This is a genomic window from Peribacillus glennii, assembly GCF_003429105.1.
Lineage (GTDB): Bacteria > Bacillota > Bacilli > Bacillales > DSM-1321 > Peribacillus > Peribacillus glennii.
In genome coordinates, this window is sequence record NZ_QVTD01000013.1 from 122,179 (window position 1) to 141,044 (window position 18,866).

Genomic DNA, 18,866 nt, shown 5'->3' on the forward strand with positions numbered 1-18,866 from the left:
AAATAAAGGAGGATGCTTGGATGAGCGGCAACAACATTCGGCGTTCGATGCCTCTATTCTCGATCGGAATCGTTATGCAGCTGACTGAATTGTCTGCACGCCAGATCCGTTATTATGAAGAGCATCAATTGATTACTCCTGAACGGACAGAAGGCAACCGCCGGCTTTTTTCACTGAATGATATCGACCGGCTCCTGGAGATTAAAGAGTTAATTGAACAGGGTGTCAATCTGGCAGGCATTAAAAAGATTTTCGCGGTGAAGGAAGACTCACAACAACCAACATCCGAGAATTTTGAAACAAAACTGAAAAAATCTGATTTAACCGATGAGGAACTTCGCAAGCTTCTAAGAAACGAGCTAATTCATGGCGGCAAACACCGCACGACACTCCGCCAAGGAGATATGTCCCGTTTCTTTCATTAATAAAGCTTAAAAAATCAATGCAATTATTTTGGGGAGGAATAATGGTTATGGCAAAGTACACTCGTGAAGACATCACCCGCTTGGCTAAGGAGGAAAACGTAAAGTATATCCGCCTGCAATTCACAGACATTCTTGGCACAATCAAAAACGTTGAAATCCCGGTAAGCCAGCTTGAAAAAGCGCTGGACAACAAAATGATGTTCGATGGTTCTTCCATTGAAGGTTTCGTACGGATTGAAGAGTCGGATATGTATCTATATCCTGACTTGAATACATGGGTAATATTCCCTTGGACTTCAGAAAAAGGGAAGGTTGCCCGCTTAATTTGCGATATTTATAACACAGACGGCACTCCTTTCGAAGGGGATCCACGTGCGAACCTAAAGCGCATTCTTGCAGAAGCCAAGGAGCTTGGCTTCACAGACTTCAACTTAGGGCCTGAACCGGAATTCTTCCTATTCAAACTGGATGAAAAAGGCGAGCCTACGCTGGAGCTTAATGATAAAGGCGGATACTTTGACCTTGCACCAACTGACCTTGGGGAAAACTGCCGCCGCGATATCGTGCTGGAGCTTGAAGAAATGGGCTTTGAAATCGAAGCATCCCACCACGAAGTTGCTCCGGGCCAGCACGAAATAGATTTTAAATACGCAGATGCGATTTCTGCATGCGACAATATCCAGACTTTCAAACTGGTCGTTAAAACAATTGCCCGTAAACACGGCCTGCACGCTACCTTCATGCCAAAACCATTATTCGGCGTGAACGGTTCCGGAATGCACTGCAACGTATCATTATTTAGAGGCAATGAAAATGCATTCTATGACCCAAGCGGAAATCTTGAACTGAGCGAAACTGCTGAGCAATTCATCGCCGGCGTAATCAAGCACGCACCTGCATTTACAGCGGTAACAAACCCGACTGTCAACTCTTACAAGCGCTTGGTTCCAGGCTATGAAGCACCTTGCTACGTTGCATGGTCTGCAAAAAACCGCAGCCCGCTGATCCGTATCCCTGCTTCACGCGGCGTAAGCACCCGTGTTGAAGTACGCAGCGTCGACCCGGCAGCAAATCCGTATCTTGCGCTTGCTGTACTGTTAAAAGCAGGACTGGATGGAATCAAAAACAAGATGACTCCTCCAAATCCAGTGGACCGCAATATCTATGTCATGAACAAAGAAGAAAGAGAAGAAGCAGGAATCGTCGACCTTCCGGCAACATTGGCAGCTGCCCTCGATGTCTTAAAATCAGACGAAGTAATCTGTTCAGCACTGGGCAATCACTTGTTAGAACACTTTATCGAAGCAAAAGAAATCGAATGGGATATGTTCCGTACGCAAGTGCACCCATGGGAGCGCGAGCAGTACATGACGATGTATTAATAGGGGAAAGCCTTGATACTACTAGTATCGGGGCTTTTTTTTATGTGGTCAAAAAACAGCGCGTTTAGGTAAAAAAGATTGTGACCACAAAATTATAATTTAATTTAAAATGTCTTTTGTGTAATTCTCAAATTCACTCATAGTATCTTGTTCGATTTTCTTAGAAACATGGGCATATACATCAGCTGTTATTTGCATGCTTCCATGTCCAAGACGTTCTTGGATATAATTCATATCTGCTCCAGCTTCTAATTGAAGAACAGCATGTGTGTGACGAAATGAGTGAATAGGAATAGATGGAATTTCTGCCCTTTTTAGTATTCTTGAAAAAGCGTTGAATAGACTTGATTTAGGCATGAAGTTCCCATCATTTCTGCAAAACAAGATTTAAATCGTGATGGTAGACGTCATTTAATGCAATTTTGTTTTGGTTTTGGTGCTTTTTATGGAATAGAAGGTCGTTTGCGAGTCTTTGGCTTATTGTGATAATACGTGTGGAGTTATAGGGTTTTGTTTCCCCAAATAATTCTGATTTATCTTTGGCTTGAAGATCCAGTGTCTTGGTAACACTTATAGTCTTTTCTTTTAAGTCAATATCTGTCCACATTGGAGAGCTGATGCTTCACCTTTTCTTAAACCTGTTTCAATTAATACTTTAAAAAACAACCAATAAATATAATCATACTTATTCGCTTCCTGTAATAAGGCAGGTATATCTTCAGATTCAATGAACTTCAATGAATTATCATTGGTTTTTCCTTTGATGGTTGCTCCTTGACAGAGATTTTTTTTGATTATGCTAATTACTATTGCTTTTTCCAATGCGTTAAACATAGTTCCGTGAATGATTTCTATAGTTCGTTTGCTGTATTCCTTTTATCTAATGATTCAAGAATTTCTGGTACATAATAGGTTTCACATCTTCTAATAAGGAATCAAAAGCCGAAGAGGGCAAATATCGAGCAAAGCAATTGCTGGATTGGGCAAAGAAATGTGAACGAAGATCCATCCGGATAAACAGTATTCCCGATGTTAGGCCAATGGTATCTGTTAGAAAAAAAGACTTTGATTCACATAATTTCTTTTCAATTGCGCCAATGGAGTGATTGACCTGAAAACGGGTGAACTCCTTCCACATGGTAGAGATTTGTTGCTAACTAAAATATCACCCACTCCATATGAAAAGGATGCTAAATTTCCTTCTTAGAAAGCATCTTCATCACGGATGATAAACCGGATTATGAAATCATTGATTCCTTCAACGGTTCATAGGTTATTCCTTAACAGGATCCACAATGATGTGGCCCGTCTGGATGGGGCGCGGTTTGTGTCAGCCGTAGAGAGTGTGTGTGGCTACAGGATTTTTTTCCCGGTTAACTCAAAAAGAAAAGATTGTGGTTATGCAAAGGTTTAATGATTTCACCTTCCCAAAAATTGCAGAACAAATGGGATATAGTAGAAGCCATCCACGAAAGATTTACTTACAAGCTTTAGAGAAAATGAGAGGAGTTTCTTAATGAAATTAGATGAATATCAGCAATTAACAGAAAGAACAGCAGGTGAATTTGAGGATTTATACACTGAATTAATCGAATGGAGTATGGGAATTGGTGGGTAGGCTGGTGAAGTGGTCGAAGATATGAAAAAGGTAGCATTTCACGGTCATGAATTGGACAAAGAGAACTTAGCTTATGAGTTGGGTGATTTAATGTTTTATATTGCTCGTATGGCTGAAGCTCTTGGTTATAGTTTAAGTCAAATTACAACAATGAATATCGAAAAGCTTATGAAAAGGTATCCGGTTGGCTTTAGTAAAGAGGCGAGCATCAATCGAAGTGAAGGATATTAAAGACTTTTCCTTGATATCAGAATTTGTATTTTGTTAGATTGGGGGGGTAAATCTAAGGGACTATTTTAGTTTCAAGCTTGGATAAAAATTTAAAATTAGGGGTCTTACTTGGGTATTGGTACGTTGATTCCCAAATTTACAACGGCGTACGTTAACAAAAGAAAAACCAGGTCATAAAATAAAGGAAAAATTATTCCTGGGGTTGTTAATCATAAAAAATAAAGAGAATAAGAAAGATTTCAACAATAAAAAAAGTAAACAGGTTTTAGACTTAGAAAAAGAGGTTGCGTTAGGGTTGTGGATTCAAGTGGTTGGTCAAATTGTTGAAATCAAAGGTTTATCAGGGCTTTTACGTCTAGAGGATGATACTAGTTTAAGTGGTGAACAACAAATATTAACAGGTGTTTGGATTAAAACAATAGGACAAATATTAGAGGCTGTTTCTGTAACTAGACAGTTAAATGAAACAGATATTATAAAACTTTTACAAGAACAGCAAATTGCTATTATAGGGGATCTACTTGTTTCAATTGGTGCAGCGTATGAAGTAACTGGGGGAATTCGAGTACTTAATGAGGAAAACATCGTACAACCTCCTATTATTCCGTAGAAGTTAATCGATGCAATGAGGGAATATTCACCATATCAAGGGGAACGAGAAGTAGTGAGGAGTCCATTACACAAGAGCAATTAAGTTTCATAGAAAGGACGGATCCGGAATGAGCACGGCTCTCTTTGTTTGAGTAGGTGAGCAACAAGCACTAAAGGACTTGGGTCTCCGACGCTTCACAATAGCAAACGAATTTCTTAGCAGACCGTTGACACCCAAGGCATTAGGATAATATTAAACTTTAAAAAGAGCAATAATATGACGAAAATCCAGCTTAATCAAAAGGAACAACACTACGCGGACACACGTGAACAGGCGGAGGAAATTATTTCAGCTGCTAAAGAACATAACAATCTTCAAATGCACAAACTCACAGAGAAACATAACAAATACGGTCAGTATTTCTTAATTGATTTAACCTTCGCTTATCAAACTCCTAAAGAAGTGATGGAGAGTAGTCCGGATGATGCGCCAGATGGACAAATCAGCCTATACGATCATGAAGGCATTGAGTACAGTGTGGACAGTGACGGGACAGCAAGTGTCAATCCGGATCAGTTAAGCCTTGAAGAGGAAGTATTAAATTAATTGCAAGCCCTGGGATTTTTTCACCTGGGGCTCCTCTCAGCAAGGGGGTCAGACGATGGCTTTTGAATTACCTGAATTAGATAGAAAAGCAACTCAAAGCGCTGTAGAAGCAGAATTGGAGAAGTACCGGTTATATAAATACCTGATTTTCGAAGGTAGAGAAGCATCCATTACGCCAGCAGTGTAGAAAGATTTCATGGTCATACCAATCAGACAAGTGATTAGACTGGCTCAATAGCAATCTATTATGCAGATCAGCAACGGTACAGAAAAGAATACTGTAAGCGTGTGGAATGGGCTGTCAGGCGGCTACCTAAGATGGAACGTTTTTTAATTGAGGAAAGATATATGGCAAAGGATGCGGAATATACTTCCGATTATCAGGTGTACTGTTTTAAATTTCAGCCGGCCATTTCAGAAAAGACATATTCCAAGATTAGATGGAAAGCTTTTTATAAGCTGGCGTTGAACTTGAATCTGGCTATTACTAAGGGGTATTAGAGTCCTAAAGTAATCATGAAGAAATTTAAAAGTGTTGTTTAGAATATAACAAAGGAGAGAGTAGCTAGAAATTAGATGTATGGAGAGGATAAGAGTGAAACAATATACATGGTACGTTAATCTCATTGGACAGGTTCAAATTTACGAAGGCGATTTTCACGAATCATTAATAAAAGATGCTTACTCGTTAGATGATGCTATGGAAGACCAATCAATAAAGCATGAACATCGCAAACCTGTACACAAGAAAAGGTATAAAGGATTAAGAGGGTTATTTAGTAACGAATATAATACTACATGGGAAGTTGACAAGGTTACTTATGAAGAACGTCCACAGATTAAATATTGGTTTCCGGAAGAATATACTGAAGCATTCTTCACGTGTATTGGAGAAATAAAAGCCGTAACAGGCGAGTCAGGTGTAACAACAGTTAATATCAGTGAGTTTTTAGATTAACAATTCATACAAACAATAATACGAATCTATGGAGAAATAATTACTAAAAAAAGTCGGGAATAAGTCGTGTTGCTTGGTAAATTAACTGATAAATTTATACCATCGGGAATTGATTAAGAGAGTCCCTTTTATGGACATACTCTAATCAGTTCCTATTTTCATTTAATCGACTACTCCATTCCTGGTGTCGGCTTACTGTCGCTGACAGAAGACCGGCGCTCATACCCGTTACATGCTTGCATGACCTTCCGGACAGCAGTGATCCCAGCTGTGTAAGGAATGGATCGGGTGTTATTTAGTAATTTTAGTTACTTGTAAATATACCCCGTTAGGTATAATATAAATTATACAACATAAAAATTAGAAAGCTGTATTAGTTTTATATGAAGATTTCTACAAAAGGGCGTTAAGGCTTAACGATTATGATTGAACTACCTAATAATTATGGTAAAGATCCAGTACGCTTAAAGTCGATTGCTGAAAACTCTAATTTATCTGAGTCCTATCCCGCACAATTGATACCAATTCTACGTAATTCAGAGCTTGTTAGAAGCATCAGGGACCTTATGGTGGTTATAGCCTCGCAAAAAATCCAAAGGAAATTACAGCAGCAGAAGTTATCAGGGTTTTCGAAGGCCCCATCACTCTCGTTGATGAAATTGAAGATGAGCAGCCTGCACAACGAGCATTATGGAGTCGAATCTCGGGTGCAGTGAAACAAGTTTTAGTAAGCACAACTCTAGAGGATTTGAAAAAAGAGAAAGACCAAAGTGGAAATAAACATCTCATGTACTACATTTAATAAGAAGTATTCAAAGTAAAAAAAATTTATTTATTCTGCTTGACACTATACCCTGTAGGGTATATTATTATCTATAAACACAGATATGGTGGTGGATATGTTAATTTCAATACTAGTGTTAGTTTTCGTCGTTTTAGGTACCAGCGTCTATAAACGCCATGTCCCTGTCCAGAATGTTCCTTGTAATGTAACCGGTTTTCTTGAACCTCACACGACTATATTGGATATAAGGGATTATAATAACAAAGCCAATGATATAAAGCGTGAATCCTTAAATATACCGTATGCCTATCTAAGACGTTTTTATAGCGAGATTACGCCGGGCAAGATCCATGTAATTGCTTCAAATAGATTAGAGTTGAATTTGGGAATTCGATTTTTAACGAGAAAAGGTTTTACTATAACCAGTTATGAAATATCTGAGTGTCCTTGTAAGCAGGAAGGTGGGTTAGAACATGGAATACGATAAAAATGTCATGAACCGTTTAAAACGAATTGAAGGTCAAATAAAAGGTGTATTAGGAATGATGCAACAAGGAAAAGACTGTAGGGATATTGTCACGCAATTATCAGCTGCACGAAATGCGATTGACCGTACAATAGGTGTCATTGTGAGTGAGAACTTGGAGCAATGTGTTCGTGAAAATGTCGAAAAAGGCGAAAACACAGACCATCTTGTAAAACAAGCTGTTGAGCTACTGATCAAAAGTAGATAAAAAATATAAGGGTTGACATCTATTGCAATAGACATTACCATATACCCTATGGGGTAGTAGTAATCCCTTTTATTTTTAAGTTAATAAATACCCATAGGGGTACAAGTATGTCGATATAAAAATGGAGGCTGATTGAAATGAATGCAGATAAGGTATTAGATGCTAAGGGGCTTGCTTGTCCGATGCCAATCGTAAAAACAAAAAAAGCAATCAATGATTTACAATCAGGTCAGGTACTAGAAGTTCATGCAACAGATAAGGGAGCGAAGGCTGATTTAACAGCTTGGGCCAAATCTTCTGGAAATGAACTGTTAAATCATGAAGAAGAAAACAATGTTTTAAAGTTTTGGATTAAAAAGGGTTAATGTTCTTTATCTAAAGATTAAGAGGGGGAAATTTCAATGACAGAACAAAAGAAAAAAACCACGATTATATTATTCAGTGGAGATTATGATAAAGCAATGGCGGCTTACATTATTGCAAATGGTGCAGCGGCTTATGACCATGAAGTTACCATTTTCCATACATTTTGGGGTCTGAACGCTTTACGAAAGGATGAGCCGTTAACATTAAATAAAGGCTTCCTTGAGAAGATGTTTGCGAAAATGATGCCTCGCGGTGCGGACAAAATGGGCCTATCCAAAATGAATTTTGCTGGAATGGGACCTAAGATGATCAAGCAAGTCATCAAAAAGCACAATGCTATGACACTGCCACAATTAATCGAGATGGCTCAAGAACAGGAAGTAAAGCTTATTGCATGTACGATGACAATGGATCTTTTAGGCCTCCAGCAAGAAGAACTGTTAGACGGCATTGATTATGCAGGTGTGGCAGCTTATTTAGGGGATGCTGAAGACGGAAACGTGAACTTATTCATCTGAATTTACACGGGGGACCAAACGGTTCCCTACATACCAAGGAGGTAGGGAAATGGAGTATTTAAATTATATGCTGATAGGACTGTTAGTGTTTTTTCTCCTACAGCGCTTGCTGCCTACAAGTGGAGTAAAGCAAATTAGCACTTCTGAGTTGAGAAATGAATTGAAAAATAAAAACAAACAATTTATAGATGTTCGTACAGCTGGTGAATTTAAATCTAAACATATCAATGGCTTTAAAAACATTCCCTTGAATGAGCTTAACAGGAAGGCAAACGAACTTTCCAAAGATATTGAAGTAATCGTGATTTGCCAAAGTGGAATGAGAAGCAACAAAGCAAGCAAAACCCTAAAAAAATTAGGTTTTAAACATATAACAAATGTTAAAGGTGGTATGAGTGCTTGGCATTAAATTTTGACAGGAGGTAAGATGTATGGAACAAATCACTGCTAAAGAAGTCGTAGAGTTACTAAATGAAGGAAAAACGCTCAATATTATCGATGTACGTGAAGTCGATGAAGTAACAAACGGAAAGATACCAACTGCACTTCATATTCCGTTAGGATTGCTGGAATTCAAAATTCAGGATTTGGACAAATCCAAAGAATATATCATGGTTTGCCGTTCTGGAGCGAGAAGCGGCAGGGCAACCCAATTGCTTGAGGGACAAGGTTTTAAAGTGATCAATATGACTGGCGGAATGCTGGCTTGGGAAGGAAAAACAGAATAAAAAATTTTGAAGTATTAAATACCTATACGGGTATATTTTGAAGGGGGATTTCTCATGGAGATTATTAAATCAAATATTACATTAGATGCAAAAGGATTAGCTTGCCCGATGCCGATAGTGAAAACCAAAAAGGCAATGACTCAGTTAGAGGGAGGCCAAGTGTTGGAGGTCCAAGCCACTGATAAAGGTTCAAAGGCTGATATTAAAGCCTGGGCTGAGAGTACAGGACATCAATATTTAGGTACTGTTGAAGAGGGAGAAGTCCTGAAGCACTACCTGAGAAAAGCTTCTGGTGAAGAAACAATCGATAAAAAGCATCCTCATGTTATCAACAATGATGACCTTCAGTCAAAAGTGGCGTCCAATGAGCATATCGTCATTCTGGATGTAAGGGAAGAAGCAGAGTATGCGTTTAACCATATTCCAAACTCTATCTCCATACCATTGGGAGATTTAGAAAAACGGATGAATGAATTAAATAAAGAGGATCAATTATTCGTTGTATGCCGTACAGGCAGCCGCAGTGATTTAGCCGCGCAAAAGTTGGCGGCAAATGGATTTACTAAAGTGGTCAATGTGTTGCCGGGTATGAGTAATTGGTCAGGGGATACTGCTAGCCTTAACCTTTAGTATCTAATAATTTATTAATAACAAAGGGAATTGGTTCATCCTCAGATCCAATCCCCTTAAAAAAACTTAATTAAAGGGGAGATTAAGACATGAGTAAAAAAGTAGCGATTATTGCAAGCAACGGTGGTTTGTTTGATGGGTATAAAGTATTTAATATCGCATCGGCTGCTGCAGCAACCGATCAGGAAGTGGCAATTTTCTTCACTTTTGAAGGGTTAAACTTAATTCATAAACAAGCGAACCAGCAACTAGCCATGCCAGCAGGAAAGGAACATTTTGCAGAAGGATTTGCAAAAGCCAATGTACCTTCTATCCCGGAGCTGCTTTCAATGGCACAGGAAATGGGAGTCAAGTTCATCGGATGCCAAATGACGATGGATGTTATGGGACTGGAAAAAGAAGCGTTCGTTTACGGCATTGAAGTTGGCGGTGCAGTAACATTCCTTGAGTTCGCAAAAGGCGCGGATGTCACATTAACATTTTAATCAGATAAAAAATTTTTACCTGTAAATATACTATAGGGGGTATCATTTTATGGCAGTAATTATTATGACAGCTAAAGAGGTTACACAACGAGTTTTTAATAAGCAGGAATTATTCCTTCTGGACGTGCGAAATGAAAATGCTTTTCAAGATTGGAAGATCGAAGGACAAAATTTCGAATACCTGAATATTCCGTATTTTGATCTGCTGGATGGAGTAGACGAAATTTTGGATCAAATTCCAACCAATAAAGAGGTATTAATCGTATGTGCTAAGGAAGGCTCATCTATCATGGTGGCTGAAATGCTATCAGAGGCTGGCCGCGATGTTTCTTACCTGCAAGGCGGAATGAAAGCATGGAGTGAATATCTAGAACCCGTAAAAGTTGGAGAACTAAAAGATGACGGCGCGATCTACCAGTTTGTCCGCATCGGAAAAGGATGTCTTTCCTACATGGTCGTTTCCAATGGCGAGGCAGCGATCATTGATTCAACCCGTATGGCTGATGTGTACACCACATTCGCCGATGGCATCGGAGCAAAAATCACAAATGTTTTTGATACACACCTTCACGCTGACCATATTTCAGGTGGGAGAACGATTGCCGAAAAGACAAATGCAACCTACTGGCTTCCTCCTAACGATGCAACGGAAGTAACATTCGACTACCAGCCATTAGAAGACGGAAACAGCGTAACCATTGGGAATACGACGATCAAAATTGACGCTCTTTATTCTCCGGGACACACAATCGGTTCCACTTCGTTTGTAGTGGATGAAAAGTACTTGCTTTCTGGAGATATCCTGTTTATTGATTCCATCGGAAGACCGGATTTAGCGGGACTGGCTGAAGATTGGGTTGGGGACTTGAGAGAGACTTTATATAAACGTTACAGAGAACTTTCGGATGAACTGATTGTACTTCCGGCTCACTTCATGATCATCGAGGAATTGAACGATGACGGCAGTGTTGCGAAGAAATTAGGGACATTGTTTGTGGAAAATCACGGTTTGAATGTTGCTGATGAAGAAGAGTTCAGAAACATGGTAACCGGCAACCTGCCTCCGCAGCCAAATGCCTATCAAGAAATCCGTGAAACCAATATGGGGAAAATCTCACCGGATGAAGAGCGGCAGCGCGAGATGGAAATTGGGCCTAACCGTTGTGCGGTCAGGTAAGCTCAAAAACATACTAGAAAATTAATTTGATATTAGGAGAGATGATCAATGAATTCAGATAAAGTGTTAGACGCAAAAGGCCTTGCTTGCCCGATGCCAATCGTTAAGACTAAGAAAGCGATCAATGAACTGCAATATGGACAAGTGTTGGAGATCCATGCGACAGATAAGGGTTCAAAGGCTGACTTGGTTGCATGGTCAAACTCTGGTGGGCATGAACTATTGCAATCAACAGAAGAGAATGGCGTATTGAAATTCTGGATTAAAAAAGGTTAACACATAATGAAAGGGAACCAAATTTGGTTCCCTTTTGGTAAGGGAGGGACTAAGATGGACATAACATTTATTATTACCATCTTTTTAATCGGATTCATAGGTTCATATATATCAGGGATGCTTGGAATAGGCGGATCCATCATTAAATATCCGATGCTTTTATATATCCCGCCTTTATTCGGCCTAGCAGCATTTAGTGCGCATGAAGTGTCAGGCATTAGTGCTGTACAAGTATTTTTCGCTACGATTGGCGGCGTATGGGCCTATCGAAAAGGTGGCTATCTCAATAAAATTCTGATTGGGTACATGGGAGCCAGTATTTTAGCAGGTAGTTTCATTGGGGGATATGGTTCCAAGTTAATGTCCGAAGATGGGATAAACATTATATATGGCGTGCTGGCGTTAATAGCTGCGGTAATGATGTTTATACCAAAGAAAGGAATCGATGATATTCCTCTTGACCAAGTAAAGTTTAACAAGTGGCTGGCCGCATCTTTATCAATGATCGTTGGGATCGGCAGCGGTATTGTCGGGGCGGCAGGAGCGTTCTTATTGGTGCCAATAATGCTGGTTGTGCTGAAGATACCAACAAGGATGACGATTGCTTCCTCATTAGCTATTACCTTTATTTCATCCATTGGTGCCACGGTTGGTAAACTTACAACCGGACAAGTTGATTATTTTCCTGCCCTCATCATGGTGATTGCCAGCATTATCGCATCCCCTCTTGGAGCAATGGCGGGGAAAAAGATAAATACGAAAGTTCTTCAGATTATATTAGCTGTGTTAATCACAACAACTGCAGTAAAAATTTGGTTAGAAATATTATAATGTGTCAACTTAAATAGAAATGGGGATAGTTTATCTGTCCCAAATATGGGGTGGTAAAAATGTTAAGTGAAAGAACTGTGGTCAAGGTGCTTGAGGAATCACTAAGGAAAAACCCGGAAAGAAATTTATTCCTTATGACCGGGGGTTTTCATCTGGCTTCTGGTAGGAGTCATTATATTAATCCAAAAAGTATTATAAAGGTCGGTTCGCTAGTATGCATGGTTTAGTATGTAAATTTGGTTTGTTGTGTAAATCAATAAACAACAGGAGAGGTGCTATCATTTAAATCAAGTTATTGTCCTAGTGCCTTAACTTGGTCTATTTAGCATTTAAAAAAAGTAAGAAATCTTTTTATAATGTTACATAGACCTTTCTTTTTTTATGCTATTAAAATAAAGCCAATACATAGATATTAGGTTCCTATGCATATAATTGACTCACATTGTCTTAAAACTAAAGAATTCGAAAACAATTTTCTTAGTTAAAGGCAGGAACAAACATTGAAAGGATTGAAACGAATGAAGACAATGATTAATTGGACAGGAGACATGGCTTTTTCCGGTACAACACCATCAGGACATGAAATAAAGATGGATGCTGCTCCAGAGGTGGGGGGACAAAATAGTGGTGCAAGACCGACAGAGCTAATTTTGCATTCACTTGCCGGCTGCATTGGAATTGATATTGTAATGATTTTGAAAAAAATGAGATATGAAATTCAAGCCTTTAATATGGAAATAGAGGGAACAAGGGCAGAAGATCATCCAAAACGATTTACCGATTTTCATATTCATTTTTCACTTGAAGGAGACCTGCCCGAAGATAAGGTAGTTCGTGCCATTGAATTATCAAAGGATAAGTATTGCTCTGTATCACATTCATTAAATGCAAACATTGTAGCCAGCTATTCCATTAACGGTGTGAAAGTCAGTAAAAATATATAAGGTGTAGGTTCCAGTTGTTTTTAATTGTACTATTCTTAAATACTTAATAGACTGAACTAAGTACGCTACTGTATTGATTCAATACCACAAATGAAACCTATGGTATAAAGAGATGCTAAACTTTTAAATGTTAAGCATCTTTTTAGTTTGAATATCATCTTTTACTAAGACTTTTTCTTTTTATATGGATATAATAAACATTATAGGAGAATAGCACCATATTTATGAAAAATATTTTTACTGGTACGATTTAAGCTTTTCCGCTTACGAAAAATGGAATGGTGCATAGAAATAGAGACTAAAAGTTTAGGTTAGTTATTGAAAAGCTGCTTAGGATTTGAGTTGTAAAAACATGAATTGCTAGGGGAGCCATCAATACCCATTCATAACTAAAGTCAATTTCATCGGTAGAACGCCTCATTAATTTCCCAAGATTCGACAAGTTGTCGAGCAGTTTGGAAATTATAACCTCTTCCCATTAAATAACTGATTGCTGCTACTTCCCTCATGGCATGAGGATAAGATGTCATTTGGGCCTCTTGAAGACCGTAATTTACAACAGGTCCCACTGTTGTCAGTGTATGATGTTTTAACTGTTGAGTATGAAAGTCACGGTATTCCTGTTGATAATGAAAAGGATTTTGAACTTGATTCCGATAATCAGGGTTTACTGACCCTTGATAATAATTACTATTCATAAACTCACTCCTGTTAATAAAGAACTAGTTTAAACTATGTTCAATTTACCTAAGAGTTCGCCTATTTTATTTTCTAGGAAAGGGGTTAAATCATTAGGTTTAGTCGTTTTAAGGGTAGTACGAAGGAGATGTAGCATAAGTACCCTGAATTCCTAAATGTACTACAAGGCAGAATGAAGGTGGTTTATTACAAATTGTTGCTGCCATTTTAGGCTGCTTTTTTAATTATACTAGGCGGTAGGATAATATAAGCAGAAATTAGCCCTTTTCTGCTTGAAGAATAAAAACAAACCAAAAGTTTTATTAGTAGTGCTTTCAGTACCTCAAATACTAAAATATTTTTTATACAAGTTACTTTCGTTTCGTTTTTAATACACTATATCTAGGTTAAGTATTAGGACTAAAGGAGTCGGGAAGATTTAATGAAGAACTTCAAAAATTATTTAATAATTTAATTCAGATTGAACATGTTTCATCGACAATTTACCTTGCAATGTCGGCGTATATGGGTAAATTAAATCTAACAGGCATGGCTCACTGGTTACGTTTACAATCTGAAGAAGAAAGAACTCATATGCTTACATTGATTGATTATGTTGTCGCTAAAGATGGGTCTGTGACACTTTCTAGTATGCCTGCCCAGCCGAGTGACTTCGGAACGCCATTGGAAACTTTTCAAAGAGTGTTAGCTCATGAACAAATGGTCACAAACTCTTATCGTCAAGCCTATAATTATGTAAATCGAGTTGACCCACAAGCATCAGTTATTATACAAGACTTTCTAAGGGAGGAAATAGACGAAGAAGCACAGAGTCAAACCATAGTTAATCGTCTGAAGTTGGCTGGGAATAATCCGTTTGCGATTTTATTGTCGGACCAAGGATTAGGGCAAAGGAAAAACGGTGCAGGTACAGGTACACCTGTTGCTGGTTAGACAATACGGGGTTTCTTCTCTCTCAATTAGAAGAGTGAGAGTTAAAGATCCAGTTGCCGAACCCATACGGCTTTGCCTTATTGAATAAGAGGGCAGGTTGTACAACGATCCTTTGTAACTGTGCATAAAGGAATTGAGACAACTAAATCGATAATTACTTATCTCAAAAATGGAAATCATCCTGAATATAAGTACATTTACCTAATTAGTGCATAGGATAATCGTATAAATCTTTGAAGGGATTGAAAAACATGTACTATACACCTTATACGTATCCATACCGATATTCACAAAATCCTTATTATGCTAATTTACCAATGTATGACTATGTAAGACAGCCTGATTACTGGACTGTTCATGATGATGCAAACAGGTTCGGTTTTTTCCAAACACCAAATGGAAGAAATCAAATTGAGATAAAAGATTATGGACGGATGCCATTTGTTATCAATATAAATGAGGCTACGAAGCAAAACAATACCTATCGTACCGCCTTATGGACAGGAAATCATTTGCAAGTTACATTGATGAGCCTTAAAGTTGGTGAAGATATCGGGTTAGAAATCCACCCTCACGTTGACCAATTCTTACGTATTGAACAAGGGCAAGGGATTGTTCAAATGGGCAAAAGAAAAGATAATTTGAACTTTGTACGAAGAGTTCATGATGATTCTGCCATTATGGTCCCTGCCGGAATATGGCACAATGTAACCAATACAGGTAATATTCCGTTAAAACTTTATTCTATATATGCTCCTCCAGAACATCCATTTGGTACGGTTCATGTAACTAAAGCAGATGCTTTGGCTGTGGAATAAGAGTAGGGTTATTCATTGATTTTGCTAACGGGTCTGAATTTTAAATAAGGTTCCGAAAACAAAATGAAGAAAAACTCGCCAATTCTGCGGCGAGTTTTATTTTTATATAACATTACTATGCCAAGACGAATGTGATGTCTGCTTGAAATTTAAAGACTTCATTATAATTCCATACTTAAATATCGTTCACCAGTTTCTGGAGCAATACAAAGAACTCGTTTACCGGTCCCTAAACGTTTGGCCAATTCAATGGCAGCGTAAACAGCCGCTCCCGCTGAAGGACCGACAAAAATACCTTCTTCCCGTGCCAACCTTTTAACCATCTCTATTGCGTCGGTATCTGCTATCTGGAAAATCTCATTATATACGTTTGTATTTAAATAATTGTTACAAAGCCCGGACTTATGCTAACTAGTTTATGAGGCCCTGGTTTGCCACCTGAAAATACTGGAGATCCTTTAAGTTCGACAACGGCAATATAAAGGTCCGGTATTAGTTCTTTTAATTTCTCTCCTGTTCCTGTAATCGTTCCTCCTGTAACAGCAGTAGCTACAAGTCCCTCTCAAGGAAATTGCTAAACAATGGCATCCAACCAAAAATGGTGACGTTTTCCAAGATGAAGTTGAAGCATACGCAAGAGAAGCATATTGGTGGTTATGTGAGAATGGTCATGAATGGAAAAAAGCACTTAATAGTAAAGAAGTCCTAAGTGTAAATACCGAAAATAATACTAAATTTTCTGATACTTTTAATAATTTTATTAAATGAATTTTTTACTACTCGTCTATTGATTTGCACTGAAAATGATTACTATGTAATAAAGGGCGCGTTTCTATCTTTTTTCGAACATGAAAACTCAGAAACCTGAGCCCTTCTCAATGAGGAGGGCTCCAACCAATTATGTATATTTATAGAGTATTTTTATAATATTTTGGAACCTGGATAATCAACAAATCCGGCTTGTATATAGATGAAGAATACATGAAGAATGGATTAAAACTATATATTGGGACACTGATAAGAAAAGGCAGTTGAAATTTCGATGCGAGAAATTAATTTTTTTAACTCTAATATGATAGAAAGTTTAAAAAGATTGAAAAGAAACTGGATGAGTTTACTCCAAAGATAGTGTGATTTCAACATTTTGTTATATTGGAGGTGAAAGGGGTATGTCAGAATTCATCGAGGTTATGTTCCGGACAATCCTGGCATTTATCATGTTATTTTGTGCTGCACGTTTGTTAGGAAAGCAAACGATTTCTCAGATGACTTATTTTGATTTTATTGCATCCATTACACTGGGTGCCATTATTGCTAACCTTTCATTTAATTCTTCTTTAAAAACACATCATATGGTTTTTTCCTTCACTTGGTTTGTCTTTGTTATTTTGTTAATAGCATTCATTTCATTGAAGAGTAGAAAGGCAAGAAAATTTTTTGCGGGAGATCCTACGATTGTCATTCAAAATGGAATGATATTGGAACATAACATGAGGAAGATGCGTTACACCTTGGACTATCTAAACCAACAGTTAAGGGGGAATGATGTTTTCGATATTCATGAAGTTTTATTTGCTATTGTTGAAATTAACGGAACTCTCACTGTCTTGAAAAAACCTCAATATAGAAATGTAAATAAACAGGATTTATCGTTACAAAGTAGCCCTGAAGAAGTGCTTCCAATCGAGCTAATAATGGATGGTCAAATAATACATGATAATTTAACTCAAAATAAATTAGGAAAAGCATGGTTAGAGTCAGAATTACAGAAAAGGAAATTACAATTGGGCGAAGTGGTTTATGCTGTTCTCGCTGCTAACGGAAAAATATATATAGATACATACATCGACAATATTTCGTCTCCTTTTGACAAGGAACCAAGTAACTAAAAAGCCCTACCGTTTATGGGGCAGTGAGGAGAAGATAACACTACTGAGTAAAAAACTGTCACTTGGAAGGTTGTATATAGTATAAAAGACAAAGGTTAAAGCAACATTCATAATCCCCAAAAGGGCTTGCCTTGCGTTCGCTTGGTAGGTCTTTTTAACTTGCTAAAAAATAGGTTGGGATTCAAACCAGTTTGTACAAAAAATGGGCTGTCACTTTGGCAGCTTGTCCATAGTATATAATTGAGCGCTAGTAATTGTGAGGCGCGATAATAGAAAGGCTGAAATGAAGGAGGGGAAAATATTATGGGTGAAGAGTACGGAAGACGCAACAACATGGCGTTTGTTATTGTTGTATTTATTCTATTGGTGATTGTTTTAGGTTTCAATACTATTTACTAATAAACAGTAAATAAATACAGAAAAAGCATAATTATTGGCCAAGCCCATAGTGGTACGAGCCTATTGTTAGGCTTTTTATTTACAACCAATTTTTAGTCAAATGCTTTTCTTCATACCGCAGTCTCTACATTCTCTATGGAACTTATTATCTTTGGCAGGAACTTTTAAACAATGTGTGACCACAGTTATCACATCGGCCATAATTCACATCAGGATATTCTTTACTTTATGGTCATAGATAATGGTTGTGTCATAGCCGTTGTATTCTTTTGATTCTTCAGTCAATGTAATCACCTTCGTTTTTTAATAATATAAAGGCTTCATTAAGGATATTTTCTTGCCCTTTAATTTTATCCGGTTAAAAAATGGTTGATTTAATGAAGACAAGCACCCTTTCACTGATGAAGAGTCAAGCATATAAATACAGTAGTAAAAAGGAAAGGGGGAAAAAATATGTCATATTGTTACGATAAAGATTACGACAATATGGAAAAAAAGGCTAAGGAAATTTTAGCTTTTATCCAAACGCAGAAGCAGCAACAGGCTCAAGCACAAGCACAGGCTCAAAGCAACGTTGACACTGATACTGTATCAAACAAAGTTGAAAACAATGCTGTAGTTAATGTTAAAGTGGACTTCGATATTTTGATTGTGATCATTGTGTTTCTTTTTGCCAATAAGGACCACGATAAGCATGACTTATCCCAATTGATGGATATGTTAAAATCCTATAAATAATTTAACATGGATAGAAGGCGTGACTGCTTTGTCAGGGTCCGCTTTCTATTTTTTCAGGGACAAGGGTCAACTGCTTGTCGGTTAAACTCATATATCATATCAAAG

Annotated in this window: 25 protein-coding genes and 6 pseudogenes; 27 read left to right on the forward strand and 4 right to left on the reverse strand. The window is 37.8% G+C overall.

The features are described 5' to 3' along the window. The first annotated feature begins 20 nt into the window (after positions 1–20). Both D0466_RS17710 and glnA read left to right on the forward strand, forming a co-directional pair. Positions 21–425, forward strand: a complete 405-nt coding sequence (locus tag D0466_RS17710) for a MerR family transcriptional regulator (protein WP_117323881.1) — start codon at positions 21–23, stop codon at positions 423–425. A gap of 47 nt (positions 426–472) precedes the next feature. Then, complete coding sequence (glnA, locus tag D0466_RS17715; protein ID WP_117323882.1) at positions 473–1,807, forward strand: type I glutamate--ammonia ligase; 1,335 nt, start codon at positions 473–475, stop codon at positions 1,805–1,807. Between the two features lie 99 nt (positions 1,808–1,906). On the opposite strand, the pseudogene D0466_RS23775 reads toward glnA, so the two are convergent. Then, a pseudogene (locus tag D0466_RS23775) lies at positions 1,907–2,738 on the reverse strand (site-specific integrase); the annotation flags it as partial. Between the two features lies 1 nt (position 2,739). On the opposite strand from D0466_RS23775, the pseudogene D0466_RS23660 reads away from it, so the two are divergent. From D0466_RS23660 to D0466_RS17820, 20 genes and pseudogenes are all read left to right on the forward strand, one after another. After that, positions 2,740–3,102: pseudogene (locus tag D0466_RS23660) on the forward strand (phage/plasmid primase, P4 family); the annotation flags it as partial. A 54-nt stretch (positions 3,103–3,156) separates the two neighbouring features. Further along, positions 3,157–3,324: a sigma factor-like helix-turn-helix DNA-binding protein gene (locus D0466_RS23665; RefSeq protein WP_117323883.1), complete on the forward strand. Its 168-nt coding sequence runs from the start codon at positions 3,157–3,159 to the stop codon at positions 3,322–3,324. A gap of 110 nt (positions 3,325–3,434) precedes the next feature. Then, positions 3,435–3,656, forward strand: a complete 222-nt coding sequence (locus tag D0466_RS23065; protein WP_267897401.1) for a MazG nucleotide pyrophosphohydrolase domain-containing protein — start codon at positions 3,435–3,437, stop codon at positions 3,654–3,656. Positions 3,657–3,858: 202 nt separating this feature from the next. Continuing rightward, complete coding sequence (locus tag D0466_RS17740) at positions 3,859–4,266, forward strand: hypothetical protein (RefSeq protein WP_117323884.1); 408 nt, start codon at positions 3,859–3,861, stop codon at positions 4,264–4,266. 258 nt (positions 4,267–4,524) lie between these two features. Further along, a complete protein-coding gene (locus D0466_RS17745; protein ID WP_117323885.1) occupies positions 4,525–4,854 on the forward strand; it encodes an organic solvent tolerance protein OstA in 330 nt (109 codons plus the stop codon). Between the two features lie 55 nt (positions 4,855–4,909). After that, on the forward strand, positions 4,910–5,041 hold the full coding sequence (locus tag D0466_RS23380; protein WP_267897402.1) for a hypothetical protein: 132 nt from the start codon (positions 4,910–4,912) through the stop codon (positions 5,039–5,041). 131 nt (positions 5,042–5,172) lie between these two features. Then, positions 5,173–5,355: a hypothetical protein gene (locus D0466_RS23070; RefSeq protein WP_233522693.1), complete on the forward strand. Its 183-nt coding sequence runs from the start codon at positions 5,173–5,175 to the stop codon at positions 5,353–5,355. 94 nt (positions 5,356–5,449) lie between these two features. Continuing rightward, entirely contained in the window at positions 5,450–5,812 is a 363-nt protein-coding gene (locus D0466_RS17755) for a hypothetical protein (protein WP_117323886.1), read from the forward strand. A 422-nt stretch (positions 5,813–6,234) separates the two neighbouring features. Further along, positions 6,235–6,614: pseudogene (locus D0466_RS17760) on the forward strand (RrF2 family transcriptional regulator). A gap of 455 nt (positions 6,615–7,069) precedes the next feature. Further along, positions 7,070–7,330, forward strand: a complete 261-nt coding sequence (locus D0466_RS17770) for a metal-sensitive transcriptional regulator (protein WP_117323888.1) — start codon at positions 7,070–7,072, stop codon at positions 7,328–7,330. A 137-nt stretch (positions 7,331–7,467) separates the two neighbouring features. Further along, positions 7,468–7,695 (forward strand): sulfurtransferase TusA family protein, encoded by a 228-nt coding sequence (locus tag D0466_RS17775; RefSeq protein ID WP_117323889.1) that lies wholly within the window; start codon positions 7,468–7,470, stop codon positions 7,693–7,695. Between the two features lie 36 nt (positions 7,696–7,731). Continuing rightward, on the forward strand, positions 7,732–8,214 hold the full coding sequence (locus tag D0466_RS17780) for a DsrE/DsrF/DrsH-like family protein (RefSeq protein ID WP_117323890.1): 483 nt from the start codon (positions 7,732–7,734) through the stop codon (positions 8,212–8,214). Between the two features lie 49 nt (positions 8,215–8,263). Continuing rightward, positions 8,264–8,623 (forward strand): rhodanese-like domain-containing protein, encoded by a 360-nt coding sequence (locus D0466_RS17785; RefSeq protein ID WP_117323891.1) that lies wholly within the window; start codon positions 8,264–8,266, stop codon positions 8,621–8,623. Between the two features lie 22 nt (positions 8,624–8,645). Next, positions 8,646–8,942 (forward strand): rhodanese-like domain-containing protein, encoded by a 297-nt coding sequence (locus D0466_RS17790; RefSeq protein ID WP_117323892.1) that lies wholly within the window; start codon positions 8,646–8,648, stop codon positions 8,940–8,942. Positions 8,943–8,996: 54 nt separating this feature from the next. Further along, a complete protein-coding gene (locus tag D0466_RS17795; protein WP_117323893.1) occupies positions 8,997–9,572 on the forward strand; it encodes a sulfurtransferase TusA family protein in 576 nt (191 codons plus the stop codon). An 89-nt stretch (positions 9,573–9,661) separates the two neighbouring features. Next, positions 9,662–10,057, forward strand: a complete 396-nt coding sequence (locus D0466_RS17800; RefSeq protein WP_117323894.1) for a DsrE/DsrF/DrsH-like family protein — start codon at positions 9,662–9,664, stop codon at positions 10,055–10,057. A 49-nt stretch (positions 10,058–10,106) separates the two neighbouring features. Beyond that, the gene (locus tag D0466_RS17805) at positions 10,107–11,234 is read left to right on the forward strand and encodes an MBL fold metallo-hydrolase (protein ID WP_117323895.1); all 1,128 of its coding nucleotides are present in this window, start codon (positions 10,107–10,109) and stop codon (positions 11,232–11,234) included. Positions 11,235–11,282: 48 nt separating this feature from the next. Continuing rightward, positions 11,283–11,510 carry a sulfurtransferase TusA family protein gene (locus D0466_RS17810; protein ID WP_117323896.1) on the forward strand — a complete coding sequence of 76 codons (228 nt, stop codon included), beginning with the start codon at positions 11,283–11,285 and terminating at the stop codon, positions 11,508–11,510. Between the two features lie 54 nt (positions 11,511–11,564). Further along, positions 11,565–12,341, forward strand: a complete 777-nt coding sequence (locus D0466_RS17815; protein ID WP_117323897.1) for a sulfite exporter TauE/SafE family protein — start codon at positions 11,565–11,567, stop codon at positions 12,339–12,341. A gap of 518 nt (positions 12,342–12,859) precedes the next feature. After that, positions 12,860–13,285, forward strand: coding sequence for an OsmC family protein (locus D0466_RS17820; protein ID WP_117323898.1), 426 nt, complete (start codon positions 12,860–12,862; stop codon positions 13,283–13,285). Positions 13,286–13,686: 401 nt separating this feature from the next. On the opposite strand, the gene D0466_RS17825 is transcribed toward D0466_RS17820, so the two are convergent. Beyond that, positions 13,687–13,983: a hypothetical protein gene (locus tag D0466_RS17825; protein ID WP_117323899.1), complete on the reverse strand. Its 297-nt coding sequence runs from the start codon at positions 13,981–13,983 to the stop codon at positions 13,687–13,689. 421 nt (positions 13,984–14,404) lie between these two features. Between D0466_RS17825 and D0466_RS17830 the strand changes: the two are divergent. After that, positions 14,405–14,917, forward strand: a pseudogene (locus tag D0466_RS17830) (ferritin); the annotation flags it as partial. A gap of 251 nt (positions 14,918–15,168) precedes the next feature. Continuing rightward, on the forward strand, positions 15,169–15,735 hold the full coding sequence (locus tag D0466_RS17835; RefSeq protein WP_117323901.1) for a cupin domain-containing protein: 567 nt from the start codon (positions 15,169–15,171) through the stop codon (positions 15,733–15,735). Positions 15,736–15,896: 161 nt separating this feature from the next. On the opposite strand, the pseudogene D0466_RS17840 reads toward D0466_RS17835, so the two are convergent. After that, a pseudogene (locus D0466_RS17840) lies at positions 15,897–16,297 on the reverse strand (pyridoxal-phosphate dependent enzyme); the annotation flags it as partial. An 8-nt stretch (positions 16,298–16,305) separates the two neighbouring features. On the opposite strand from D0466_RS17840, the gene D0466_RS23670 reads away from it, so the two are divergent. Both D0466_RS23670 and D0466_RS17850 read left to right on the forward strand, forming a co-directional pair. Next, positions 16,306–16,503 carry a zinc-ribbon domain-containing protein gene (locus D0466_RS23670; protein ID WP_117323911.1) on the forward strand — a complete coding sequence of 66 codons (198 nt, stop codon included), beginning with the start codon at positions 16,306–16,308 and terminating at the stop codon, positions 16,501–16,503. A 401-nt stretch (positions 16,504–16,904) separates the two neighbouring features. Next, positions 16,905–17,624, forward strand: a complete 720-nt coding sequence (locus tag D0466_RS17850) for a DUF421 domain-containing protein (RefSeq protein WP_117323902.1) — start codon at positions 16,905–16,907, stop codon at positions 17,622–17,624. A gap of 495 nt (positions 17,625–18,119) precedes the next feature. On the opposite strand, the pseudogene D0466_RS17855 reads toward D0466_RS17850, so the two are convergent. Beyond that, positions 18,120–18,308 (reverse strand): annotated as a pseudogene (locus D0466_RS17855) (hypothetical protein). 168 nt (positions 18,309–18,476) lie between these two features. On the opposite strand from D0466_RS17855, the gene D0466_RS17860 reads away from it, so the two are divergent. Then, complete coding sequence (locus D0466_RS17860; RefSeq protein WP_117323903.1) at positions 18,477–18,761, forward strand: hypothetical protein; 285 nt, start codon at positions 18,477–18,479, stop codon at positions 18,759–18,761. Positions 18,762–18,866: the final 105 nt, after the last annotated feature.

Excerpts from the sequence above, each read along its gene's own strand:
- D0466_RS17710 (WP_117323881.1), top strand. The coding sequence starts at position 21 with ATGAGCGGCAACAACATTCGGCGTTCGATGCCTCTATTCTCGATCGGA.
- glnA (WP_117323882.1), top strand. The coding sequence starts at position 473 with ATGGCAAAGTACACTCGTGAAGACATCACCCGCTTGGCTAAGGAGGAA.
- D0466_RS17745 (WP_117323885.1), top strand. The coding sequence starts at position 4,525 with ATGACGAAAATCCAGCTTAATCAAAAGGAACAACACTACGCGGACACA.
- D0466_RS23380 (WP_267897402.1), top strand. The coding sequence starts at position 4,910 with ATGGCTTTTGAATTACCTGAATTAGATAGAAAAGCAACTCAAAGCGCT.
- D0466_RS23070 (WP_233522693.1), top strand. The coding sequence starts at position 5,173 with ATGGAACGTTTTTTAATTGAGGAAAGATATATGGCAAAGGATGCGGAA.
- D0466_RS17770 (WP_117323888.1), top strand. The coding sequence starts at position 7,070 with ATGGAATACGATAAAAATGTCATGAACCGTTTAAAACGAATTGAAGGT.
- D0466_RS17775 (WP_117323889.1), top strand. The coding sequence starts at position 7,468 with ATGAATGCAGATAAGGTATTAGATGCTAAGGGGCTTGCTTGTCCGATG.
- D0466_RS17780 (WP_117323890.1), top strand. The coding sequence starts at position 7,732 with ATGACAGAACAAAAGAAAAAAACCACGATTATATTATTCAGTGGAGAT.
- D0466_RS17785 (WP_117323891.1), top strand. The coding sequence starts at position 8,264 with ATGGAGTATTTAAATTATATGCTGATAGGACTGTTAGTGTTTTTTCTC.
- D0466_RS17790 (WP_117323892.1), top strand. The coding sequence starts at position 8,646 with ATGGAACAAATCACTGCTAAAGAAGTCGTAGAGTTACTAAATGAAGGA.
- D0466_RS17795 (WP_117323893.1), top strand. The coding sequence starts at position 8,997 with ATGGAGATTATTAAATCAAATATTACATTAGATGCAAAAGGATTAGCT.
- D0466_RS17800 (WP_117323894.1), top strand. The coding sequence starts at position 9,662 with ATGAGTAAAAAAGTAGCGATTATTGCAAGCAACGGTGGTTTGTTTGAT.
- D0466_RS17805 (WP_117323895.1), top strand. The coding sequence starts at position 10,107 with ATGGCAGTAATTATTATGACAGCTAAAGAGGTTACACAACGAGTTTTT.
- D0466_RS17810 (WP_117323896.1), top strand. The coding sequence starts at position 11,283 with ATGAATTCAGATAAAGTGTTAGACGCAAAAGGCCTTGCTTGCCCGATG.
- D0466_RS17815 (WP_117323897.1), top strand. The coding sequence starts at position 11,565 with ATGGACATAACATTTATTATTACCATCTTTTTAATCGGATTCATAGGT.
- D0466_RS17820 (WP_117323898.1), top strand. The coding sequence starts at position 12,860 with ATGAAGACAATGATTAATTGGACAGGAGACATGGCTTTTTCCGGTACA.
- D0466_RS17825 (WP_117323899.1), bottom strand. The coding sequence starts at position 13,983 with ATGAATAGTAATTATTATCAAGGGTCAGTAAACCCTGATTATCGGAAT.
- D0466_RS17835 (WP_117323901.1), top strand. The coding sequence starts at position 15,169 with ATGTACTATACACCTTATACGTATCCATACCGATATTCACAAAATCCT.
- D0466_RS17850 (WP_117323902.1), top strand. The coding sequence starts at position 16,905 with ATGTCAGAATTCATCGAGGTTATGTTCCGGACAATCCTGGCATTTATC.
- D0466_RS17860 (WP_117323903.1), top strand. The coding sequence starts at position 18,477 with ATGTCATATTGTTACGATAAAGATTACGACAATATGGAAAAAAAGGCT.